16 protein-coding genes and 1 pseudogene are annotated in these 19,122 nt (G+C 70.8%); 11 read left to right on the top strand and 6 right to left on the bottom strand.

Annotated elements, in window-relative coordinates:
- Window positions 1–5: 5 nt before the first annotated feature.
- The 3 genes from EDF24_RS09405 to ptsP all read right to left on the bottom strand — a co-directional run bounded on the left by EDF24_RS09405 (window position 6) and on the right by ptsP (window position 3,789).
- Window positions 6–443, bottom strand: a complete 438-nt coding sequence (locus tag EDF24_RS09405) for a PTS sugar transporter subunit IIA (protein WP_123656084.1) — start codon at window positions 441–443, stop codon at window positions 6–8.
- Between the two features lie 73 nt (window positions 444–516).
- A complete protein-coding gene (locus tag EDF24_RS09400) occupies window positions 517–2,070 on the bottom strand; it encodes a PTS mannitol transporter subunit IICB (RefSeq protein WP_165931554.1) in 1,554 nt (517 codons plus the stop codon).
- Between the two features lie 63 nt (window positions 2,071–2,133).
- Complete coding sequence (ptsP, locus tag EDF24_RS09395) at window positions 2,134–3,789, bottom strand: phosphoenolpyruvate--protein phosphotransferase (protein ID WP_123702403.1); 1,656 nt, start codon at window positions 3,787–3,789, stop codon at window positions 2,134–2,136.
- Between the two features lie 287 nt (window positions 3,790–4,076).
- Here ptsP and EDF24_RS09390 point away from each other — a divergent pair, with 287 nt between their 5' ends.
- The 10 genes and pseudogenes from EDF24_RS09390 to EDF24_RS09345 all read left to right on the top strand — a co-directional run bounded on the left by EDF24_RS09390 (window position 4,077) and on the right by EDF24_RS09345 (window position 13,987).
- The gene (locus EDF24_RS09390) at window positions 4,077–4,847 is read left to right on the top strand and encodes a DeoR/GlpR family DNA-binding transcription regulator (RefSeq protein ID WP_123656082.1); all 771 of its coding nucleotides are present in this window, start codon (window positions 4,077–4,079) and stop codon (window positions 4,845–4,847) included.
- A gap of 67 nt (window positions 4,848–4,914) precedes the next feature.
- A complete protein-coding gene (locus EDF24_RS09385) occupies window positions 4,915–5,187 on the top strand; it encodes an HPr family phosphocarrier protein (RefSeq protein WP_123656081.1) in 273 nt (90 codons plus the stop codon).
- 222 nt (window positions 5,188–5,409) lie between these two features.
- Complete coding sequence (locus tag EDF24_RS09380) at window positions 5,410–6,252, top strand: exodeoxyribonuclease III (protein ID WP_123702401.1); 843 nt, start codon at window positions 5,410–5,412, stop codon at window positions 6,250–6,252.
- A 40-nt stretch (window positions 6,253–6,292) separates the two neighbouring features.
- Window positions 6,293–7,303 (top strand): tryptophan--tRNA ligase, encoded by a 1,011-nt coding sequence (gene trpS / locus EDF24_RS09375; protein WP_123702399.1) that lies wholly within the window; start codon window positions 6,293–6,295, stop codon window positions 7,301–7,303.
- Window positions 7,304–7,305: 2 nt separating this feature from the next.
- Window positions 7,306–7,887 carry a GNAT family N-acetyltransferase gene (locus tag EDF24_RS09370; protein WP_185021619.1) on the top strand — a complete coding sequence of 194 codons (582 nt, stop codon included), beginning with the start codon at window positions 7,306–7,308 and terminating at the stop codon, window positions 7,885–7,887.
- 77 nt (window positions 7,888–7,964) lie between these two features.
- Window positions 7,965–9,020 carry a bifunctional diaminohydroxyphosphoribosylaminopyrimidine deaminase/5-amino-6-(5-phosphoribosylamino)uracil reductase RibD gene (gene ribD / locus EDF24_RS09365; protein ID WP_185021618.1) on the top strand — a complete coding sequence of 352 codons (1,056 nt, stop codon included), beginning with the start codon at window positions 7,965–7,967 and terminating at the stop codon, window positions 9,018–9,020.
- A gap of 11 nt (window positions 9,021–9,031) precedes the next feature.
- Window positions 9,032–9,673 (top strand): annotated as a pseudogene (gene ribA, locus EDF24_RS09360) (GTP cyclohydrolase II); the annotation flags it as partial.
- Window positions 9,674–9,847: 174 nt separating this feature from the next.
- Window positions 9,848–11,305 carry an MFS transporter gene (locus EDF24_RS09355; protein WP_123702391.1) on the top strand — a complete coding sequence of 486 codons (1,458 nt, stop codon included), beginning with the start codon at window positions 9,848–9,850 and terminating at the stop codon, window positions 11,303–11,305.
- Window positions 11,306–11,911: 606 nt separating this feature from the next.
- Entirely contained in the window at window positions 11,912–12,127 is a 216-nt protein-coding gene (locus EDF24_RS09350; RefSeq protein ID WP_123656074.1) for a hypothetical protein, read from the top strand.
- 6 nt (window positions 12,128–12,133) lie between these two features.
- The gene (locus EDF24_RS09345) at window positions 12,134–13,987 is read left to right on the top strand and encodes an ABC transporter ATP-binding protein (protein ID WP_123702389.1); all 1,854 of its coding nucleotides are present in this window, start codon (window positions 12,134–12,136) and stop codon (window positions 13,985–13,987) included.
- 62 nt (window positions 13,988–14,049) lie between these two features.
- On the opposite strand, the gene EDF24_RS09340 is transcribed toward EDF24_RS09345, so the two are convergent.
- The 3 genes from EDF24_RS09340 to EDF24_RS09330 all read right to left on the bottom strand — a co-directional run bounded on the left by EDF24_RS09340 (window position 14,050) and on the right by EDF24_RS09330 (window position 17,240).
- Complete coding sequence (locus tag EDF24_RS09340) at window positions 14,050–14,670, bottom strand: isochorismatase family protein (RefSeq protein WP_123656072.1); 621 nt, start codon at window positions 14,668–14,670, stop codon at window positions 14,050–14,052.
- An 18-nt stretch (window positions 14,671–14,688) separates the two neighbouring features.
- Window positions 14,689–16,173, bottom strand: a complete 1,485-nt coding sequence (locus tag EDF24_RS09335) for a D-alanyl-D-alanine carboxypeptidase/D-alanyl-D-alanine-endopeptidase (RefSeq protein ID WP_123702387.1) — start codon at window positions 16,171–16,173, stop codon at window positions 14,689–14,691.
- A 71-nt stretch (window positions 16,174–16,244) separates the two neighbouring features.
- Window positions 16,245–17,240, bottom strand: a complete 996-nt coding sequence (locus tag EDF24_RS09330; protein ID WP_123702385.1) for a Gfo/Idh/MocA family protein — start codon at window positions 17,238–17,240, stop codon at window positions 16,245–16,247.
- Between the two features lie 151 nt (window positions 17,241–17,391).
- On the opposite strand from EDF24_RS09330, the gene EDF24_RS09325 reads away from it, so the two are divergent.
- Window positions 17,392–19,071 carry an HAD family acid phosphatase gene (locus EDF24_RS09325; RefSeq protein ID WP_123702383.1) on the top strand — a complete coding sequence of 560 codons (1,680 nt, stop codon included), beginning with the start codon at window positions 17,392–17,394 and terminating at the stop codon, window positions 19,069–19,071.
- Window positions 19,072–19,122 lie beyond the last annotated feature (51 nt).

The following is a 19,122-nucleotide window of genomic DNA, read 5'->3' as shown; positions in this document are numbered from 1 at the left end:
GGAGGTCACTCGTTGACCTCGCCGAGGATCGCCAGGATCGCGGCGGTGTCGGGGGCGTCGGTGAGCTTCTGGACCTCGTCCTCGTCGGAGAACACGATCGCGATCTTCGAGAGGATGTCGAGGTGCTCGTTGTTCACGCCGGCGATGCCGACGACGAAGCGCACCTCGTTGCCGTCCCAGTCGATCGGCGACGCGTACCGGATGAACGACAGCGCCGAGGACTTGATCGCGTCCTTGGCGTCGTTCGTGCCGTGCGGGATGGCGAGGAAGTTGCCCATGTACGTCGAGACGCTCTTCTCACGCTCGAGCATCGCCGGGTAGTACTCGCCGGTGACCGCGCCTGCTGCCTCGAGGATCTCGGCGGCCTCCTTCATCGCTTCCGACTTGGTCGGCGCGGTGTCCTCGGTGTGGATCCGGATCTGGCTCTCCTGCAGGACGGGCATCGGTGTTCTCCTTGGTTCGTGGACGTGGTGGAGGGGGCGGGCCTTCGCCCGCCCCCTCCGATACTGCACTTCGTTACTGGTTCTTGAGCTGGTCGACGACCTGGTCGTACTGCGGCGCGTTCATGAAGTTGCCGACCGACACGTGCTGTGCGTTCGGGTTCTTCTGCTTGGCGCGGTCCGTCAGTTCTTCCTGCGTGATGATGAGGTCCTCGTCACCCGACAGGTTCGCGATGGCCTTGTTGACGACGGTGACGCCCTCGATGCCGGCCTTCTTGATCTTGTTGCGGAGGACGCTCGCACCCATGGCGCTCGAGCCCATGCCCGCGTCGCAGGCGAACACGACGTTCTCCACGCGGGTCGTCGTCGCGGTGCCGGCGCCGACACCGCCCAGGGCGGCCTCGGACTCCTGCTCGTTGGCGGGGCTGTTGTTGCCGAACAGGCCGGCGGTCGCGGCGTTGGCGTCGCGGCCCTTGGTGGCCTGCATCTTGTCGAACGCGGCGGTCATGTCGCCGCCACCGGTCGCCAGGTCGCGCTTGCGGGTCGCGATGAGGAAGAAGGACGCCACCGCGAAGGAGACGGCCGCCGAGAAGATCACGGACAGGATGACGCCGACGAAGCTGTCCTTCGCCGTCGCACCGAGCACCGCGAAGATCGAACCGGGGGAAGCCGGGGCGACGAGGCCGGAGTGGAACGCGACGTTCGTCGCGACACCGGTCGCACCACCGAGGATGACGGCGATGAAGAGGATCGGCTTCTGCAGCACGTACGGGAAGTAGATCTCGTGGATGCCGCCGAGGAACTGGATGATGATCGCGCCGGGAGCGGTCGAGCGGGCGATGCCGACACCGAAGAAGGTGAAGGCGAGGAGGATGCCGAGACCCGGGCCGGGGTTCGCCTCGAGCAGGAACAGGATCGACTTGCCGGACTCCTGGACCTGCTGCGCACCGAGCTGGTCGAGCACGCCGTGGTTGATCGCGTTGTTGAGGAAGAAGACCTTCGCCGGCTCGATGATGACGCTGGCGAGGGGCAGGAGCGAGTGCTGCACGAGGAAGTTCACCGCGTCGCCGAGGCCCTCGGCGATGAGCTTGAACAGCGGCGCGAGCCAGAAGAACCCGATCATCGCGAGCACGAAGCCGAGGATGCCGGCCGCGTAGTTGTTCACGAGCATCTCGAAGCCGGGCTTGATCTTGCCGTCCCAGATGCGGTCGATCTGCTTGATGAGGTACGCGCCGAGCGGCCCGCAGATCATCGCGCCGAGGATCATCGTGGTGCCCGAGGCGCCGATGATGACACCCATGGTCATGATCGACCCGACGACGGCGCCGCGGGTCTCGTAGACCATCCGGCCACCCTGGATCGCGATCGCGAGCGGGATGAGGTAGGTCAGGATCGGGCCGACGAGGCCGACGTTCGCGACGCCGCCCGTCTCACCGAAGCCGCCGAGGATGCCGACAGGCGTCCACCCGGTCTCGATGAAGAAGGCGGTGATGATGCCCCACGCGATGAAGATCGCGATGTTGGGCATGACCATGCCGGAGAGGAACGTGCCGAACTTCTGAACGGCGACGCGTGCGCCACCCCGCGACTTGGCGGGGGCGTCGGGCGCTGCAACGGACGACGTTGTCATGTGCGGTGACTTTCTGTGTGGTGGTGCTGCTGCGTGGAGGGGACGGGTTGTGGAGCAGGGGGCCTAGGCGGCGTGCGCGGCCGCGGCGGCGGACTTGGCGGCCGCCGCCGTGGACGCGGCGAGTGCCGCCCGGGCCATCTCGCGGGCTTCTTCGAGGGTGTGCTTGCCGAGTTCGGCACGCACGTCGGCGAGGGCCGCGGGGGTCATGGAGAGGGTGGTGGCGCCGAGGCCGACGAGCACGACCGCGAGGAGCGGGTCGGCCGCGGCCTCACCGCAGATCCCGACGGGCTTGCCGGCGTCGGCACCGGCGCTGCCGAGCTGCGCGACGAGGCGCAGGACGGCCGGGTGCCACGGGTCCTGGTACGACGCGACGGTGCCGAGCATGCGGTCGGCGGCCATCGTGTACTGGGTCAGGTCGTTCGTGCCGATGGACACGAAGTCGGCGGACTGGAACACCTGCTCGGCCATCAGCGCGAGGGAGGGGACCTCGGCCATCACGCCGGCGGTCCGGATCCCGAGCTCCCGCGCGAGGTCGACGAAGTACTCGGTCTCCTCGGCGTCGGCGACCATCGGGGCCATCACCCAGAGGTCCGCCTCGGTCTCGGCGTCCGCCCGGGCGAGCGCCGTCAGCTGGTCGCGGAGCACCTCGGGGTGGTTCCGCAGGGCGCGGAGTCCGCGGCGACCGAGCGCCGGGTTCTCCTCGTCCTTGTCGGTGAGGAAGGGCAGCGGCTTGTCGGCACCGGCGTCGAGCGCGCGGACGACGACCTTCCTGCCCGGGAACGCGGCGAGGAGCTGCCGGTAGGACTCCTGCTGCTCGTCCACCGTCGGGGCCTTCGGGGAGTCGAGGAAGAGGAACTCGGTGCGGAAGAGCCCCACGCCCTCCGCACCGAGAGCGACGGCGCCGCCGGCGTCGGCCGGGCTGCCGAGGTTCGCCAGGAGCGGCACGACGTGGCCGTCCGCGAGGGCACCGGCGGTGAGCGGTGCGGCGGCTGCGGCGAGGCGGTCGGCGATGCGCTGTTCGACGTCCGCGACGAGCGATGCGGACGGGTCGGTGACGACGGTGCCCGCTGCGGCGTCCACCACGACGGCGACGCCGTCGGTGAGGTCGTCGGCACCGGTGACACCGACGATCGCGGTGATGCCCTTGGCACGGGCGAGGATCGCGGTGTGCGAGGTCGGGCCGCCGTCACGGGTGACGAGGGCGAGGACCTTGTCGAGGTCGAGGAGTGCGGTGTCGGCCGGCGCGAGGTCGCGGGCGACGAGCACGAAGGGGGTGTCCGACTCGGGGACGCCGGGTGCGTGGACGCCGCGGAGCTTCGCGATGATGCGCTGGGCGACGTCGTCGAGGTCCGCCGCGCGCTCCCCCATGTAGCCGCCCATCGAGACGAGCAGGTCGCGGAACTGGGCGAACGCTTCGTACACGGCACGCTCGGCGTTGGTGCCGCCGTCGATGCGTGCGTGCACGTCGTCGAGGAGCGTCGGGTCCTGCGCCATCAGCGCCTGCGCTTCGAGCACGGCCTGGGCGTCACCGCCGGCGAGCTGTCCGCGCTTGTTGAGGTCCTCTGCCACCGCGGCGAGCGCGGCGTGCACCGCCTGCTTCGCGTCGTCCGCCGAGCCTTCGAGCGCCGCGGTCGACGGTTCGCCGAGCGGGTCCGCCATCCGGAGCACGGGGCCGTGGGCGACGCCGCGGCCGACGCCGGTTCCGAGCAGTTCGGACATTCGAGACTCCTTCATCTCACGCGCGCTTGCGGTGGGGTGGTTCGGTTCGGTGCAGATGCGACACGAAACGGACCACGTCCGTGCGGCTGAGCAGCACACTACATCGATCCGCGTTGACAAACAAACACATCCGGGGATAAAAATGCACGAACGGATGCCCGTTTTCGTCTGACCGGCCCCCACTTCGGGCGTCGACCGACCGGTTCTCCTCCGTCCATGTCCGTTCGGTTCCGAGTACACCTGCGGACAGCACCCCACACGACACCCCTCCGAGACACCGAGGTCCGATGTACGCACCAGAGCGCCACCAGCGCATCGTCGAGCAGGCGCGCGCCGCCGGCCGGGTCGACGTCAAGGACCTCGCCGAGCTCCTCGAGGTCACCCCGGAGACGATCCGCCGCGACCTCACCTCGCTCGAGCGTCGCGGACTCGTCCGTCGCGCCCACGGCGGCGCCATCCCGGTCGAGCGGATCACGCTGCACCCGGGCGTCGGCGACCGCGGCGGGATCAACCAGGCCGAGAAGATGGTGATCGCCGAGGCCGCGCTCGAGGAACTGCCGGAGAACGGCTCGATCATGATCGACGCCGGCACGTCCACGATCTGCCTCGCCGAGATGCTCCCGCCGGACCGTGGCCTCACCGTGGTCACCCACTCGCTCCCGGTCGCGATGGCCGTCGCGAACCGCCCGGGCATCGACCTGCACCTGCTCGGCGGCAACATCCGGAGCGACTCGCTCGCCGGCGTCGGCACGTGGACGCACCAGCTGATCGGCATGGTCAGCGTCGACGTCGCCTTCATCAGCATCAACGGCATCACGCCCGAGCGCGGCCTGACGACGCACAACATGGCCGAGGCCGCCGTGAAGTCCGCGATGATCAAGGCCGCGCGCCGGAGCATCCTGCTCGCCGACCACACGAAGTTCGGCCGCGAGGAGTTCGGCCGCGTCGCACCGCTCGCCGCGATCGACACGATCATCACCGATCCGGCGGTCAACCTGGACCTCGTCCGCGAGGTCGAAGCGGCCGGCACCGAGGTCTTCTGGCCCGGCCGACCCTGACCGTCCCGGTCCCCGTGACCACCCGCTCGCTACCATGAGCCAACCACCCCATCGAAGGAGTTCATCGATGTCCGAAGCCACCCGCACCGTCACCGTCGCCAGCGGATCCGGTCTGCACGCCCGTCCGGCGTCGCTGTTCGTCCAGACCGTCACCGCGTCCGGCCACCAGGTCACGATCGCCAAGGGCGACAAGTCGGCGAACGCCGGCAGCATCCTCGGGCTCCTCGGCCTGGGCGTCGAGAACGGCGACGAGGTGACGCTGACCGTCTCCGGCGACGACGCCGAGACCACGGCGGACAGCCTGGTCGACTTCCTGAAGACGGACCACGACGCGGCCTGAGCGCACCGGTCGCGACCACGACGCGGCCTGAGCGCACCGGTCGCGACCACGACGCGGCCTGAGCGCACCGGTCGCGACCACGACCGGACGGGAGGCCCGGTGCCGGCTGGCACCGGGCCTCCCGTCCGTTCCGTGGCCGTGTCGACGGCCGCGCCCGGTCTGGTCCCGGGCCGCGCCCGGCCGGGTCGGGGCCTGTCGGCACCCGCCGATAGGGTGTTCTGCATGACTCGCCTGCGCCTCGCATCCGTGAACGTGAACGGCATCCGTGCCGCCTTCCGCAAGGGCATGGGCGACTGGCTGGCCACGCGCGACGTCGACGTCCTGGCCCTGCAGGAAGTCCGTGCGTCGACGGACGACATCACCGCGCTCCTCGGCGACGAGTGGGACGTCGTGCACGACCCCGCCACGGCGAAGGGCCGCGCGGGCGTCGCGATCGCCTCGAAGCACAAGGCGCACATCCACCGCGTCGAGCTCGGTCCGACGGAGTTCGACTCCGCCGGCCGCTGGCTCGAAGCGGACTACGAGATCGGCGGCACCCTGGTGACCGTCGTCTCCACGTACGTGCACTCGGGCGAGGTCGGCACCGAGAAGCAGGACGAGAAGTGGAAGTTCCTCGACGCCATGACGGAACGCCTGCCGAAGGTCCGTGCGCACAACCCGCTCGCGGTCGTCGTCGGTGACCTCAACGTCGGCCACGACGAACGCGACATCAAGAACTGGAAGGGCAACGTCAAGCGTGCCGGCTTCCTGCCGCAGGAGCGCGCGTACTTCAGCCGCTTCTTCGGGGCGGACGGCGAGCCGGTGAGCGGTGCTGACGGTTCGACGGGCCCGGGCCTCGGCTGGGTCGACGTCGGCCGTGCGCAGGCGGGCGACGTGGACGGCCCGTACACGTGGTGGTCCTGGCGCGGCCAGGCCTTCGACAACGACACCGGCTGGCGCATCGACTACCAGATGGCCACGCCCGACCTCGCCGCGAAGGTGAGCTCGTACACGGTCGACCGCGCAGCGGCGTACGACCAGCGATGGTCCGACCACGCCCCCGTGGTCGTCGACTACGAGCTCTGACCCTCCCCACACGTCTCCTCCAGCAGTTCAGGACCACCTCATGACCAAGCCCCGCATCTTCTCGGGCATCCAGCCCTCCGCCGGATCCCTCCACCTCGGCAACTACATCGGCGCCCTCATGCAGTGGAGGGACCTGCAGGACGAGCACGACGCGATCTACTGCGTCGTCGACATGCACGCCATCACCTCCCCGCAGGACCCGGAAGCGCTCCGCGAGAACACCCGGCGCACCGCGGCGCAGTACATCGCGGCGGGGATCGACCCGACCAAGTCGACGCTGTTCGTCCAGTCGCACGTGCCGGCGCACGCGCAGCTCGCCTGGGTGCTCAACACCATCACCGGCTTCGGCGAGGCGAGCCGGATGACCCAGTTCAAGGACAAGTCGGCGCGGCAGGGTGCGGAGTCCGCCTCGGTCGGCCTCTTCACCTACCCGATGCTGATGGCCGCGGACATCCTGCTCTACGACGCGCAGGTGGTGCCCGTCGGGGACGACCAGCGCCAGCACGTCGAGCTGACCCGTGACCTCGCGAACCGCTTCAACTCCCGGTTCGGCGACACGTTCGTGGTCCCCGACGCCCGGATCCTCAGCGACACCGCGCGCATCTACGACCTGCAGGACCCGACCAGCAAGATGAGCAAGTCGGCCGCGTCCGACTCGGGGCTCGTGCTGCTGCTCGACGAGCCCAAGCGCACCACGAAGAAGATCAAGTCCGCGGTGACCGACACCGAGCGGGAGATCCGCGCCGACCGCGCGGAGAAGCCCGGCGTCACGAACCTGCTCTCGATCCTGTCCGCGTTCACCCGGACGCCCGTCGCCACTCTCGAGGCCTCGTTCGCGGGCAAGGGCTACGGCGACCTCAAGGGCGAGGTGGCCGACGCCGTCGTCGCCGAGCTCGAGCCGGTCCGCACCCGCACGCTCGAACTGCTCGACGACCCGGCCGAACTCGACCGGCTGCTCGCCGTCGGGGCCGACCGGGCGTCGGCGATCGCGGAGGACACGCTCGCCCGCGTCTACGACCGCATCGGCTTCGTGCCGCGTCCCCGGCGCTGACCGTGCTGCCCGTCACGCTCACCTCCGACCGGGTCCGCCTGGACGTCCCGACGCGCGCCGACACCGTGGCGATCACCGACGGGTGCCAGGACCCGGACGTCATCCGCTGGACGACCATCCCGACGCCGTACCGTCCGCAGGACGCCAACGCGTTCGTCGATGCGCTCGTCGGGCCGGGGTGGGCGTCCGACCGGGAGTACACGTGGGCGATCCGTCGCCACGGGTCCACCTGGCTCGAAGGGGTCGTGTCGTACCGCACCGAGCGGCGGGACATCGGCTTCTGGCTCGCGCCGTCCGCCCGCGGGCAGGGGCTCGTGCACGATGCGGTGTCGCTCGTCGTGGACTGGGCGTTCGCGCAAGGTGCTCCCGACGTGTACTGGGAGTGCTACGTGGGGAACGCCGCGTCGGCGAACGTCGCACGGCGGGCGGGGTTCGCGTACACCGGCACCGGGGACGCCAACATCCCGAACCGGGACGGCTCCCCGGCGACGGCGTGGAAGGGGCTCCGGCGTGCCGACGGCGCCCCGGCGTCCGACCTGCCGTGGCCGGCGGAGTCGTACGCCGCGGGTGGGGGTCTCGCATGAGCTCCGCATCCGCGGCCGCTTCGGGCGATTCTGGCGCTTCGGGCGCTTCTGGCGCCTCGGCCGCTGAAGTGCGGGCGATGCGACGCGGCCTCGAGCTCGCGGCGCTCGGTCCCGTGCTCGGTGACCACGCGCGCGTCGGCGCCGTCGTCCTCTCCCCCGACGGCGAGACCCTCGCCGAGGGCTGGCACAAGGGCGCGGGGACCCCGCACGCCGAGGTCGACGCGATGGCGAAGGTCGCCCCCGAGGAGCTCCGCGGCGCGACCGTCGTCGTGACCCTCGAACCGTGCAACCACACCGGACGCACCCGCCCCTGCTCGGTCGCCCTCATCGAGGCCGGCGTCGGTCGGGTCGTCTACGCGATCGACGACCCGGGCCCGGCCGTGCACGGGGGCGCCGACCGGCTGCGCGCCGCCGGGGTCGACGTCGTCTCTGGTGTCCTCGCGGACCAGGCGGCCGCGTTCCTCGAACGCTGGCTCACCTCGGTCCGCCATGGGCGTCCGTGGGTCACCGTCAAGTGGGCCTCGAGCCTGGACGGCCGCGCCGCCGCGGCCGACGGTTCGAGCAAGTGGATCACCGGGGCCGCCGCTCGCCAGCACGTGCACGAACAGCGTGCCGCCCACGACGCGATCGTCGTCGGGACCGGGACCGTGCTCGCCGACGACGCCTCGCTCACCGCACGCGGCGACGCCGGCGAGCTGCTCGCCGACCAGCCGCTCGCCGTCGTGCTCGGCGACCGCCCGGTGCCCGCCGACGCCGCGGTCCGCCGGCACCCGCGCGGTTTCCTCCAGCTCCCGGGACACGACCTCCACGCCGCGCTCCGGGCGCTCGGCGAGCAGGGCATCCGGACCGTCTTCGTCGAGGGCGGCCCGACGGTCGCCTCGGCCTTCATCGCCGCCGGACTCGTCGACGAGGTCCTCGTCTACGTCGCACCCGTGCTCCTCGGCGGCCCCCGTGTTGCGCTCGGTGACATCGGCGTGGGAAGCATGAACGAGCGTCGGCGGTTGGACGTACTATCGACCACCAGCCTCGGCCCTGACCTGCTGGTGCGCGCACGACCCGTCCACGCCGACCCCGCTCGACGTCACGGCGAGCACGCTGACGACGGGGCCCGTAACGACCGGAGTACCCCATGACCGACGCGCTGACCTCCCCCACCCCGGGCAGTCCGGTCCAGTTCGAGGTGTCCACGAACGTGCCGACCACCCACGGCACGTTCGAGATGCGCGCCTACCGGGACCTCGTGACCGGGGCGGAGCACGTCGCCATCATCGGCGCGCTGCCCGACGGGTCCGCGCCCACCGACGGTGCGCTCGTGCGCGTGCACTCGGAGTGCCTCACCGGAGAAGCGTTCGGGTCGCTGAAGTGCGAGTGCGGCCCGCAGCTCGACGCCGCGCTCGACACCATCGCGACCGAGGGCGGGGTCGTCGTCTACCTCCGCGGGCAGGAAGGCCGGGGCATCGGCCTGATCAACAAGCTCAAGGCCTACCGCCTGCAGGAAGACGGGCTCGACACCCTCGACGCCAACCTCGCGCTCGGGCTCCCCGCCGACTCGCGTGCGTACGGCGGCGCAGCCGGCATCCTCGCCGACATCGGCATCGGGCGGGTCCGGCTGCTCTCCAACAACCCGGAGAAGCGTCGGCAGCTCGAGGAGCACGGCATCGTCGTGGACGCCCTCGTCCCGCTCGTCGTCGGCATCTCCGCGCAGAACGCCGGGTACCTGGACACCAAGCGCGACCGGATGGGCCACACGCTGCCGGCACACCTCGAAGCGGGCGCACACAACTGATTCGCAGGTTCGCGACATCCGTCGTACACTGTTGACCTCCCGTCACAAGCGGTCCACCACCAGCCGAACGCACCCGATCGACCCGTCGCGCCACCCCGCGAACCGAATCGGTGTCCGCAGTTCGGTACCGCTCGCGTCGTCCGACGACGCACTGTTCGGAGTCCTCCCCGCCTCATGTCCGCCTCACCGGCAGCACCCGCCTCAGCGCACGCCCCCGCCCCGAAGACGAACCCGCGCTCCCGCGTCGTCGTCGCGAGCCTCATCGGCACCTCGATCGAGTTCTACGACTTCTACGTCTACGCGACGGCCGCGGTCCTCGTCTTCCCGACGCTCTTCTTCCCGAACGAGGACCCCACCGCATCGCAGCTGTCGTCGTTCGTGACGTTCGCGCTCGCGTTCTTCGCCCGTCCCGTCGGGTCGGTCATCTTCGGCCACTTCGGTGACCGCATCGGTCGCAAGACCACCCTCGTCGCGTCGCTGCTCGTGATGGGCACCGCCACGTTCCTCATCGGCTGCCTGCCGACGTTCGACTCGATCGGCATCTGGGCCCCGGTCCTCCTCGCCGTGATGCGCTTCGCCCAGGGTGTCGGCCTCGGCGGCGAGTGGTCCGGCGCGGCGCTCCTCGCGACGGAGAACGCGCCGAAGGGCAAGCGCGGCGTCTTCGGGTCGATGCCGCAGCTCGGCGCCCCGATCGGCTTCCTCCTCGCCAACGGCCTGTTCATCGCGATCAACGCCGCGATGCCCGCCGGCGCCGACGGCAGCCCGAACCCCGAGTTCCAGGCCTGGGGCTGGCGCCTGCCGTTCCTGCTCTCCGCCGTGCTCGTGCTCGTCGGCCTCTACGTGCGCTTCCGGCTCGTCGAGTCGACGGTGTTCCGTGGCGTCCAGGAGTCCGGCACCGTCGCGAAGGTCCCGCTCGGCCGCGTGTTCCGCACCTCGTGGAAGGCGCTCATCGTCGGCACCTTCGGCATGGTCGCCACCTACGTGCTCTTCTACTTCATGACCACGTTCACGCTGTCCTACGGCACCACCGGCTCCACCGCGTCGGCACTCGTCCCCAAGGTCGGGCTCGGCTACTCCCGCGGTGAGTTCCTGACGCTGCTCATGATCGGCGTCGTGTTCTTCGGCATCTTCACGCCGATCGCCGGCATCCTGGCCGACAAGTTCGGCCGCCGGAAGACCCTCATCCCGACCACGATCGGCATCGCGCTGTTCGGCCTGACGTTCCAGTTCTGGTTCGCCGCCTCCACCGGACCGATCACCGTCGTGACGTTCCTCATCGTGGGGCTCTCGCTGATGGGCCTGACGTTCGGTCCGATGGGCGCCCTGCTCCCCGAGCTGTTCCCGACGAACGTCCGCTACACCGGTTCGGCGATCGCGTACAACGTCGCGTCGATCCTCGGTGCATCGCTCGCGCCGACGATCGCCCTGGCGCTGTGGAAGCCGGACGGGAACATCTTCCTCGTCGGGCTCTACCTCACCATCGCGGCGGTCGTCACCCTCGTCGCGCTGCTCTTCATCCGCGAGACCCGCGGCAGCGACTTCGGCGACACCGGGGCCGCACACGCCGGGGTCCCCGCCGACGCCGGCGCGTCGGACGGCCACGTGCACACGTCCGGCAGCCTCGCGCCGTAGTCGCGCCCACCCGCGGACGGGAGGCCCGGTGCCAGCTGGCACCGGGCCTCCCGTCCGTCCGCCCGCCGGCCGGCCTGCCGCGGCCTGCCCGCGTGCCCGCCTGCCTACCCGCCCGCCCGCGTTCCGTCCCGACTCGAAACGACAACGTCGCTGTCGTACGACAACGGTGCTGTCGTCCGTTGCTCGGGCGGTCTGTTGCGCGGTCCCCGCACCGACAGAGGCGCTGTCGTACGACAACGGTGCTGTCGTTCCGAGTCGGCACCTCCCGCCACCGCCGCCCGCGCCGCGCCCGCCCCGCCCCGTCCCCGCGCCCGCGCCGTCCCCGCGCCCGCGCTGCCCATCCCCGCGCCCGCGCCCGCGTCCGCGCCACTCTTGCGACACCGCACCAGTCGATCGACTCCCGTCGTGTCGGACCATGCGCACGCAGACGCTGCTTCCGCATGATTCGACACCGCAGAAGTCGATCGACTTCTGCCGTGTCGGAAAGCGCCCGCGAACCCGTCCGCACCGCGCCCGCACCGCGCCCGCGCCGCGCCCGCGCCCGCGCCCACCCTGCGCGTCAACTCAGGTTGACAGACGTCGGCGCGTCAATGTAGGTTGACACGCATGGACCGGCCGACGATCACGAACCTCGCAGCAGGGGCGGCAGGAGACGACCCGTTCTCCGCGCTGGCCAGCGTGCGCGAACTGCGTCGTGAACTCGACCGGACCGAGGAACTCGCCGCCCGCCGCGCCCGGAACGCCGGCGCCTCGTGGCAGGAGATCGCGACGCTCCTCGGTGTCAGCCGACAGGCAGTGCACAAGAAGTACGGCAGAAACTAGGACACGATGAGCTCCCCCTTCGCCCGCCCGAAGAAGACCGACGGACCCCGCGCCACCTTCGGCCGCCTGCTGTCCTACCTGTTCGAGAACAAGCCCGCGATGGTCGTCATCATCGTGCTGAGCATCCTCGGCGCGGGCGCGTCCCTGGCGCAGCCGCTCCTCGTGAACCAGGTGGTCACGGCCGTGCAGCACGGCAACACGCTGAGCATGCTCGTGTGGGCGCTCGTGGTCCTGGTGATCGTGTCGGGTGTCCTCAACGGCGTGCAGCACTTCCTGCTCCAGCGTGCGGGTGAGGGCGTGGTGCTCTCGACGCGCCGCAAGCTCATCGCGCGGATCCTCAACCTGCCGATCTCCGAGTTCGACACGCGTCGCACCGGTGACCTCGTGTCCCGGGTCGGCAGCGACACGACGCTCCTCCGAGCGGTCCTCACGCAGGGGCTGATCGAGTCGATCGGCGGCATCCTCACCTTCCTCGGCGCGATCATCGCGATGGCGATCATCGACCCGCTGCTCCTCGGCATCACCGTCGCGATCGTCATCGTCGCGATCGTCGTCGTCGGCGGACTCAGCCGCCGCATCCGCATCGCCTCGAAGGCCGCGCAGGAGAAGGTCGGCGACCTCACCGCGGCCGTCGAGCGGGGCATCGGCGCCGTCCGCACCATCCGCGCCGCCGGTGCCACCGAGCGTGAGGTGCGCGAGGTCGACACCCACGCGACAGAGGCGTACAAGCGCGGCCTCGACATCGCGAAGATGTCCGCGTTCGTCGTCCCCGTCGCGAGCATCGTGATGCAGGTGGCATTCATCGCCGTCCTCGGCGTCGGCGGCGCCCAGGTCGCGGCCGGCACCATCACGATCGCCACGCTGATCACGTTCATCCTGCTGCTCTTCATGATGATCATGCCGCTCGGCCAGGCGATGGGCGCTGCGGTCGCCGTGGCCCAGGCGCTCGGCGCGCTCGGCCGGATCGAGGAGATCCTGCACCTGCCGACCGAGGACCAGGACGACGCGGCCGTCCGACCGGCCGCAGCGGTCGCGACCGACGACGCCATCACGTTCGAACACGTGTCGTTCCGGTACGCCCGGTCCGGCGCGTCGGGCCCCGACGGTGCGGTCGCGTCGTCCTCGACCGACGAGCGGCCGGGAGGCCCTGGTCGCCTCGACGAAGCCGCTGACACCGAGCAGGCGGTGCTGCACGACGTGTCGTTCCGCGTCCCGCACGGCGCGCGTGTCGCACTCGTCGGCCCCTCCGGCGCCGGCAAGTCGACGACCTTGGCCCTCATCGAGCGCTTCTACGACCCGACGGACGGCGTGATCCGCCTCGGCGGCATCGACGTCCGCGGGCTCGACCGCGACGAGCTCCGTGCCCAGATCGGCTACGTCGAGCAGGACGCCTCCGTGCTCGCCGGCACCATCCGCGCGAACCTGCTGCTCGGGTCGCCGAACGCCACCGAGGACGACTGCGTCCGGGTGCTCGAGGCCGTCAACCTCGGTGAGGTCCTGCACCGCGACCCCCGCGGCCTCGACGCCCAGGTCGGCGAGGACGGCGTGATGCTCTCCGGCGGTGAGCGTCAGCGCATGGCCATCGCCCGGGCGCTGCTCGCCGCTCCCCCGATCCTGCTGCTCGACGAGTCCACGTCCTCCCTCGACGGGGTGAACGAGCAGAAGATGCGCCTGGCGATCGACGCCGTGGCCGAGGACCGCACCCTGCTCGTCATCGCGCACCGGCTGTCCACCGTCGTCGACTCGGACGTCATCGTCGTGCTCGAGCACGGACGGGTCGTCGGCATCGGCACCCACTCGGAGCTCGTCGAGTCGACGCCGCTCTACCGGGACCTGGCGAAGCACCAGCTCCTCGTCTGACACGCACGAACACCGTCAGCCGCGACGGCCGTCCGCCGCTGCCGGCCCGGTGCGCGCCCGGCTCAGAGCTGGGCGCCGCCGGGGTTCGCGAGTCCCTCGTCCATGTCGCTCGGTTCGACGTGTCCACCGGCTGCCCGGATCTCCTCGAGCGCGGCGGCACTCCGCGCAGGGTCGACCCCGACGACCAGGTCCGTGTACACGACGACGTCGAGTCCGGCACTGAGGCCGTCCTGCGCGGTCGCGAGCACGCAGTGGTCCGTGGCGATGCCGACGACCCCGATCTCGTGGACCTGGTGGTCGAAGAGGACGTCGGCGAGGTCTTCCCCGGACTCCGTCGTGCCCTCGAACGCTGAGTACGCGGGCTCGCCCTGCCCCTTCACCACGTGGACGTCGACCGACTCGGTGTCGAGGTCGGGGTGGTACTCCGCACCGGGGGTACCCGCGACGCAGTGCACCGGCCAGGTGGTCTCGAAGTCGGGGGCGTCGACCGTGGCGAAGTGTCCGCCGTTGTCGTCGTCGCCGTGGTGCCAGTCGCGCGAGGCGACGATGAGGTCGTACTCCTCGGCGTGCCGGCCGAGGAAGGCGGTGATCCGTGCTGCCGTCGCGGCGCCGCCCGCCACGGCGAGCGCACCGCCCTCGGTGAAGTCGTTCTGCACGTCCACCACGATGAGTGCCCTGGTCATGCTCCGATCCAACCCCGGTCAGCTGTTGGTGAGCTTGGCTCCGCACGAGTACGTCGCCGCGGTGACTGCGTCGAGCGCGGGCAGTGCCGCCGCCCGGGAGGACCCGATGGCGTAGAACGCGAACGTCAGCTTCGTGCCGTCGGCGGCGTCGATGTACCCGCCGAGGGTGTTCGCGCTGTCGATCCACCCGGTCTTGGCGTGCACCTTGCCGCGGGCGACGGCGTTGGCGCCCGTGAACCGGCTCGCGAGGGTGCCGGACACCCCGGAGACCGGGAGCGCCTGCGCCAGGGTGCCGAGCCCCTTCGCGCCGGACGCGACCTGCACCATCAGGTGCGCGACGAAGTTCGGCGAGACCGCGTTCGACGCGCTCTCGCCCGAACCGTCCTTGATCACGATGCCCGTGGGGTTCGTGCCGTAGGTGGCGAGGGCCTTCTGGTAGACGCCCGTGAGCGAGGCCGCCGACCCGTTCGAGCCGGACTCCTTGGACGAGATCCGCGCGAGCATCTCGGCGAGGGTGTTGTCCGAGTTCGGGATCATCTGCCCGATGAGCGTCGAGACCGGCTGCGATGACACCTGCGCGATGGTGGTCTGGCTGGTGGTCGCACGCTTCACGATGGTGGCGTTGGCGGCGCCGACCACACCGGCGTTGGCGAGCGCCGTCCGGAAGGCCGTGCCGGCACGTCCGACCGGGTCTTCGGACCGGGGCGAGGTCGCAGCGGCGGGGTTTGCGCGGTCGCCGTCGACCATCAGCGCGGTGACCTCGGGCTGGTACCCGATCGTCCGCTCGCTGACGGGCCACGTCGGGTCCCAGGCGTCCGCGTCGTTCCAGTAGGTGTCGTCCGTGACGATGGACTTCACCGGCGTGCTGCCGAGCTTCGCCTTGACCTGCTGGGCGAGCTGGGCGAGGGTCGGCGCCCCCGGGTACACCGTGGCACCGCCGACGGACAGGGTGGCGTCACCGTGCCCGACGATGGCGATCGTGCCGTTGCCCTCGTCGGTGACGGTGGTCGGGATCGTGTGGCTGCCGCCGAGCACGGCCAGCGCGGTCGCCGTCGTGAGGGTCTTCATCACGCTGCCGGTCTGGGCCGCGGTGTCGCCGTTCCGGGAGAAGAGCATCTCCCCGGTGCTGGCGTTCATCACGTAGCCCTCGAACTTGCCGAGGCCCGCGGCCGACGCGACGCCCGCGATCGAGCACGTGCGGAGCGCGGACGGCCCGGGGGCGTCGGTCGGCACGGCGCGTGCCGGTGCGGTCGCGGAGGGCGTGGCCTCCGGTGTCGCGCTGCGCGTGGCCGTGCTCGACGCACTCGGCGACGCGGCCGCGACGGGTGCCTCAGTGGCGGTCGGGGCGGTGGCAGCGGCGACCGCGACCGCTCCCCCGGACCCGAGCACGAGGACGGCTGCGAGGGCGCCGATCGCCCACGGCATCGGCTTGCGCGCGATCGAGCCGCGGATCGCGGTGAACGCGCCGCGGAAGCGGTCGGGGAGGGACGGTTGCGGAGACATCGGAAGCGATCCTACGGAACTGCGGGAGGAGCCTCCAGGCCGGGTTGCCGACTGTGGAACCGCGACCCGCGCTACCGGGCTGTGGAGGAGTCGTCCGCCGCGTACCGGACGCCGACCTGGCGACGGGCCTCGTCCATGGCTGCCATCACCGCGATCGTCTGCGCGATCGGCATCGCACCGCCGGAGCGGTCGCCGGACGCGATCATCGACTCGAACGCGCGGACCTCGTGGCCGTAGCCGGCGAGTTCCTCCCGGCTGTCGTACTCCTCGACGACGGCGCCGTCACGGTCGCGGAGCCGCCACGTGGTCGGGGTGTACCAGGTCGCGTCGATGTCGATCCGGCCGTCCTCACCGATGATCGACGCGGTGTTCGGGCTGCGGACGTCGAGCGCGAAGTGCACCGTCGACTGCGTCCCGCCCTCGTGCGTCATCACGATGCCCATCTGCGTGTCGACGCCCTGGTCGCTGAGCGTGCCCGCTGCGGCGACGGCGACCGGCGCACCGAGCACGTCGACCGCGAAGGAGACCGGGTAGACGCCGAGGTCGAGGATCGCCCCGCCGCCGAGCGCCGGGTCGTTCAGCCGGTGCGACGGGTCGCGCGGCAGGTCCTGGTGGTGGGTGGCCTCGACGACGCGGGGCCGACCGATGCGGCCCTCCGCGACGAGTTCGCGGATCATGGTCATCTGCGGGAGGAAGCGCGTCCACATCGCCTCCATCACGGCGACGTCGCGGTGGCGAGCGGCGTCGACGACGCGGCGGGCCTCCGCCGCGGTGATCGTGAACGCCTTCTCCACGAGCACGTGCTTGCCGGCCTCGATCGCGAGCAGGGCGTCGTCCGCGTGCCGCGCGTGCGGCGTCGCGACGTACACCGCGTCGACGTCGGGGTCGGCCACGAGGTCCTCGTAGCTGCCGTGCGCCCGCGGGATGCCGTACTCGGCGGCGAACGACTCGGCGCTCGCCTGCGTCCTGCTGCCGACGGCGACGAACTCGACGCCCGCCGCAGTGCAGTCGCCCACGAAGGAACGCGCGATGCCGCCCGTCCCGATGACTCCCCATCGAACCGTCATGTCCCCTGTCTACCAGCCCGCTCCTCCACAGCACTGCCGCACCGTCGTCTGTCCACATGCAGCGGTTCGCTATGGACTCCACTGCTGATTGCCAGCTAGCGTGCTGCCACGTCCCCCGACCGGGGGTCGCCGCTCCCAGATCAGGAAACCCATGCGCCGACTCGCGTCCACTTCCCGGTTCCTCTCCATCGCCGCCGCTGGCGCGGCCCTCGTCGTGACGTCGACCGTCGTCGGTGCCGCTCCCGCATCGGCACACGGGTGGGGCTCCCCCGGACACGGGCACGACCCGGATGCCGGGCTGACGCCGCGGACCTCGTTCACGATGGCGGCCGACGGCTCCTCCGGCACCACCCAGGGCGGTGAGGGCATCCCGAACATCGACTCCGTGAAGAAGACGATCGCGACGTACTACGGCGACCCGGGCACCGGCATCGCGAACACGACCGACTCCCCCTACATCCGCGAGATGCGGTCCATCGTGGACCGGCAGACGAAGCAGCTGCGGCAGATCCACGACCGTGCCGTGCGGCGCGGGGAGAAGCCGGCGATCGTCCTCGACGCCGACGACACCACCCTGTGGACGTACGACATGGAAGTCGCGGACATGCACTTCGTGTTCGACCCCGCGGAACAGGACGTCTGGGTGCAGGACCAGCGCTTCGCCGCCACCCCGTCCATGGTCGGCTTCGTGAACACCGCGGCGAAGATGGGCTTCACGGTGTTCGGGCTGACCGGCCGGAACGACGACCAGAAGGCCGCCACCGTCGCGAACCTGACCAAGGTCGGGTACCAGGGCTTCACGAGCGCCAACTTCTTCACCAAGTGGACCGGGGTCGGCGCGAGCACGCAGCCGTCCTACATCTCGTGCGCCGCCGCGTCGTGCACCACCGTCGAGTACAAGGCCCTCACGCGCAAGCACATCGAGCAGGACCTCGGCTACGACATCACGCTCAACGTCGGCGACCAGTGGAGCGACCTGCAGGGCGGGTACGCGGACCGGAACCTGAAGCTGCCGAACCCCACGTACTACCTGCCCTCGACGGACCTGCCGGGCGTCTCCGAGCCGTCGCTGTCGCCGTGGACGCACTTCAGCATGGCGGCCGACGGGTCATCGGGTGCGAACCAGGGCGGTGAGGGCATCCCGAACATCGACTCCGTGAAGAAGACGATCGCGACGTACTACGGCGACCCGGGCACCGGCATCGCGAACAAGACCGACTCCCCCTACATCCGCGAACTGCGCTCGATCGTCGCACGCCAGGCGCCGGTCATCGCCGCGCAGTGCGCCGTCGGCCGGCACCAGCACCGGAACCCGGCGATCGTGCTCGACGCCGACGACACCACCCTCTGGACCTACGACATGGAGGTGGGCGACATGCACTTCGTGTTCGACACCGCCGAGCAGGACGTCTGGGTGCAGGACCAGCGCTTCCCCGCCACCCCGTCGATGACCTCGCTCGTGTCGATCGCCCAGCGCTCCGGCTGCACCGTCATCGGCCTGACCGGACGGAACGACGACCAGAAGGCGGCGACCATCGCGAACCTGCAGAAGGTCGGGTACCCGCAGTTCGCCGCGGAGCAGCACGGCACGCAGACGTACTACACGAAGTGGACGGGCGTCGGCACGAGCACGCAGCCGTCGTACGTCACCTGCGCCACGGCGAAGTGCACGACGGTCGAGTACAAGTCGCAGACCCGGGCGCACATCGAATCCCGGAGCGGCGGACACTACGACGTCGTCGCCAACCTGGGCGACCAGTACAGCGACCTGCTGGGCGGCTCAGCGGACCGAGCCGTGAAACTGCCGAACCCGACGTACTACCTGCCCTGAGCAGTCGTAGCGTCGGACGAGACGGGGAGGGCGAGCGCGAGGAGGCGTCAG

The organism is Curtobacterium sp. PhB130 (assembly GCF_003755165.1).
GTDB lineage: Bacteria > Actinomycetota > Actinomycetes > Actinomycetales > Microbacteriaceae > Curtobacterium.
Note: the sequence above shows the minus strand (reverse complement) of the source record. Positions and strands in the feature narration are given on the sequence as shown.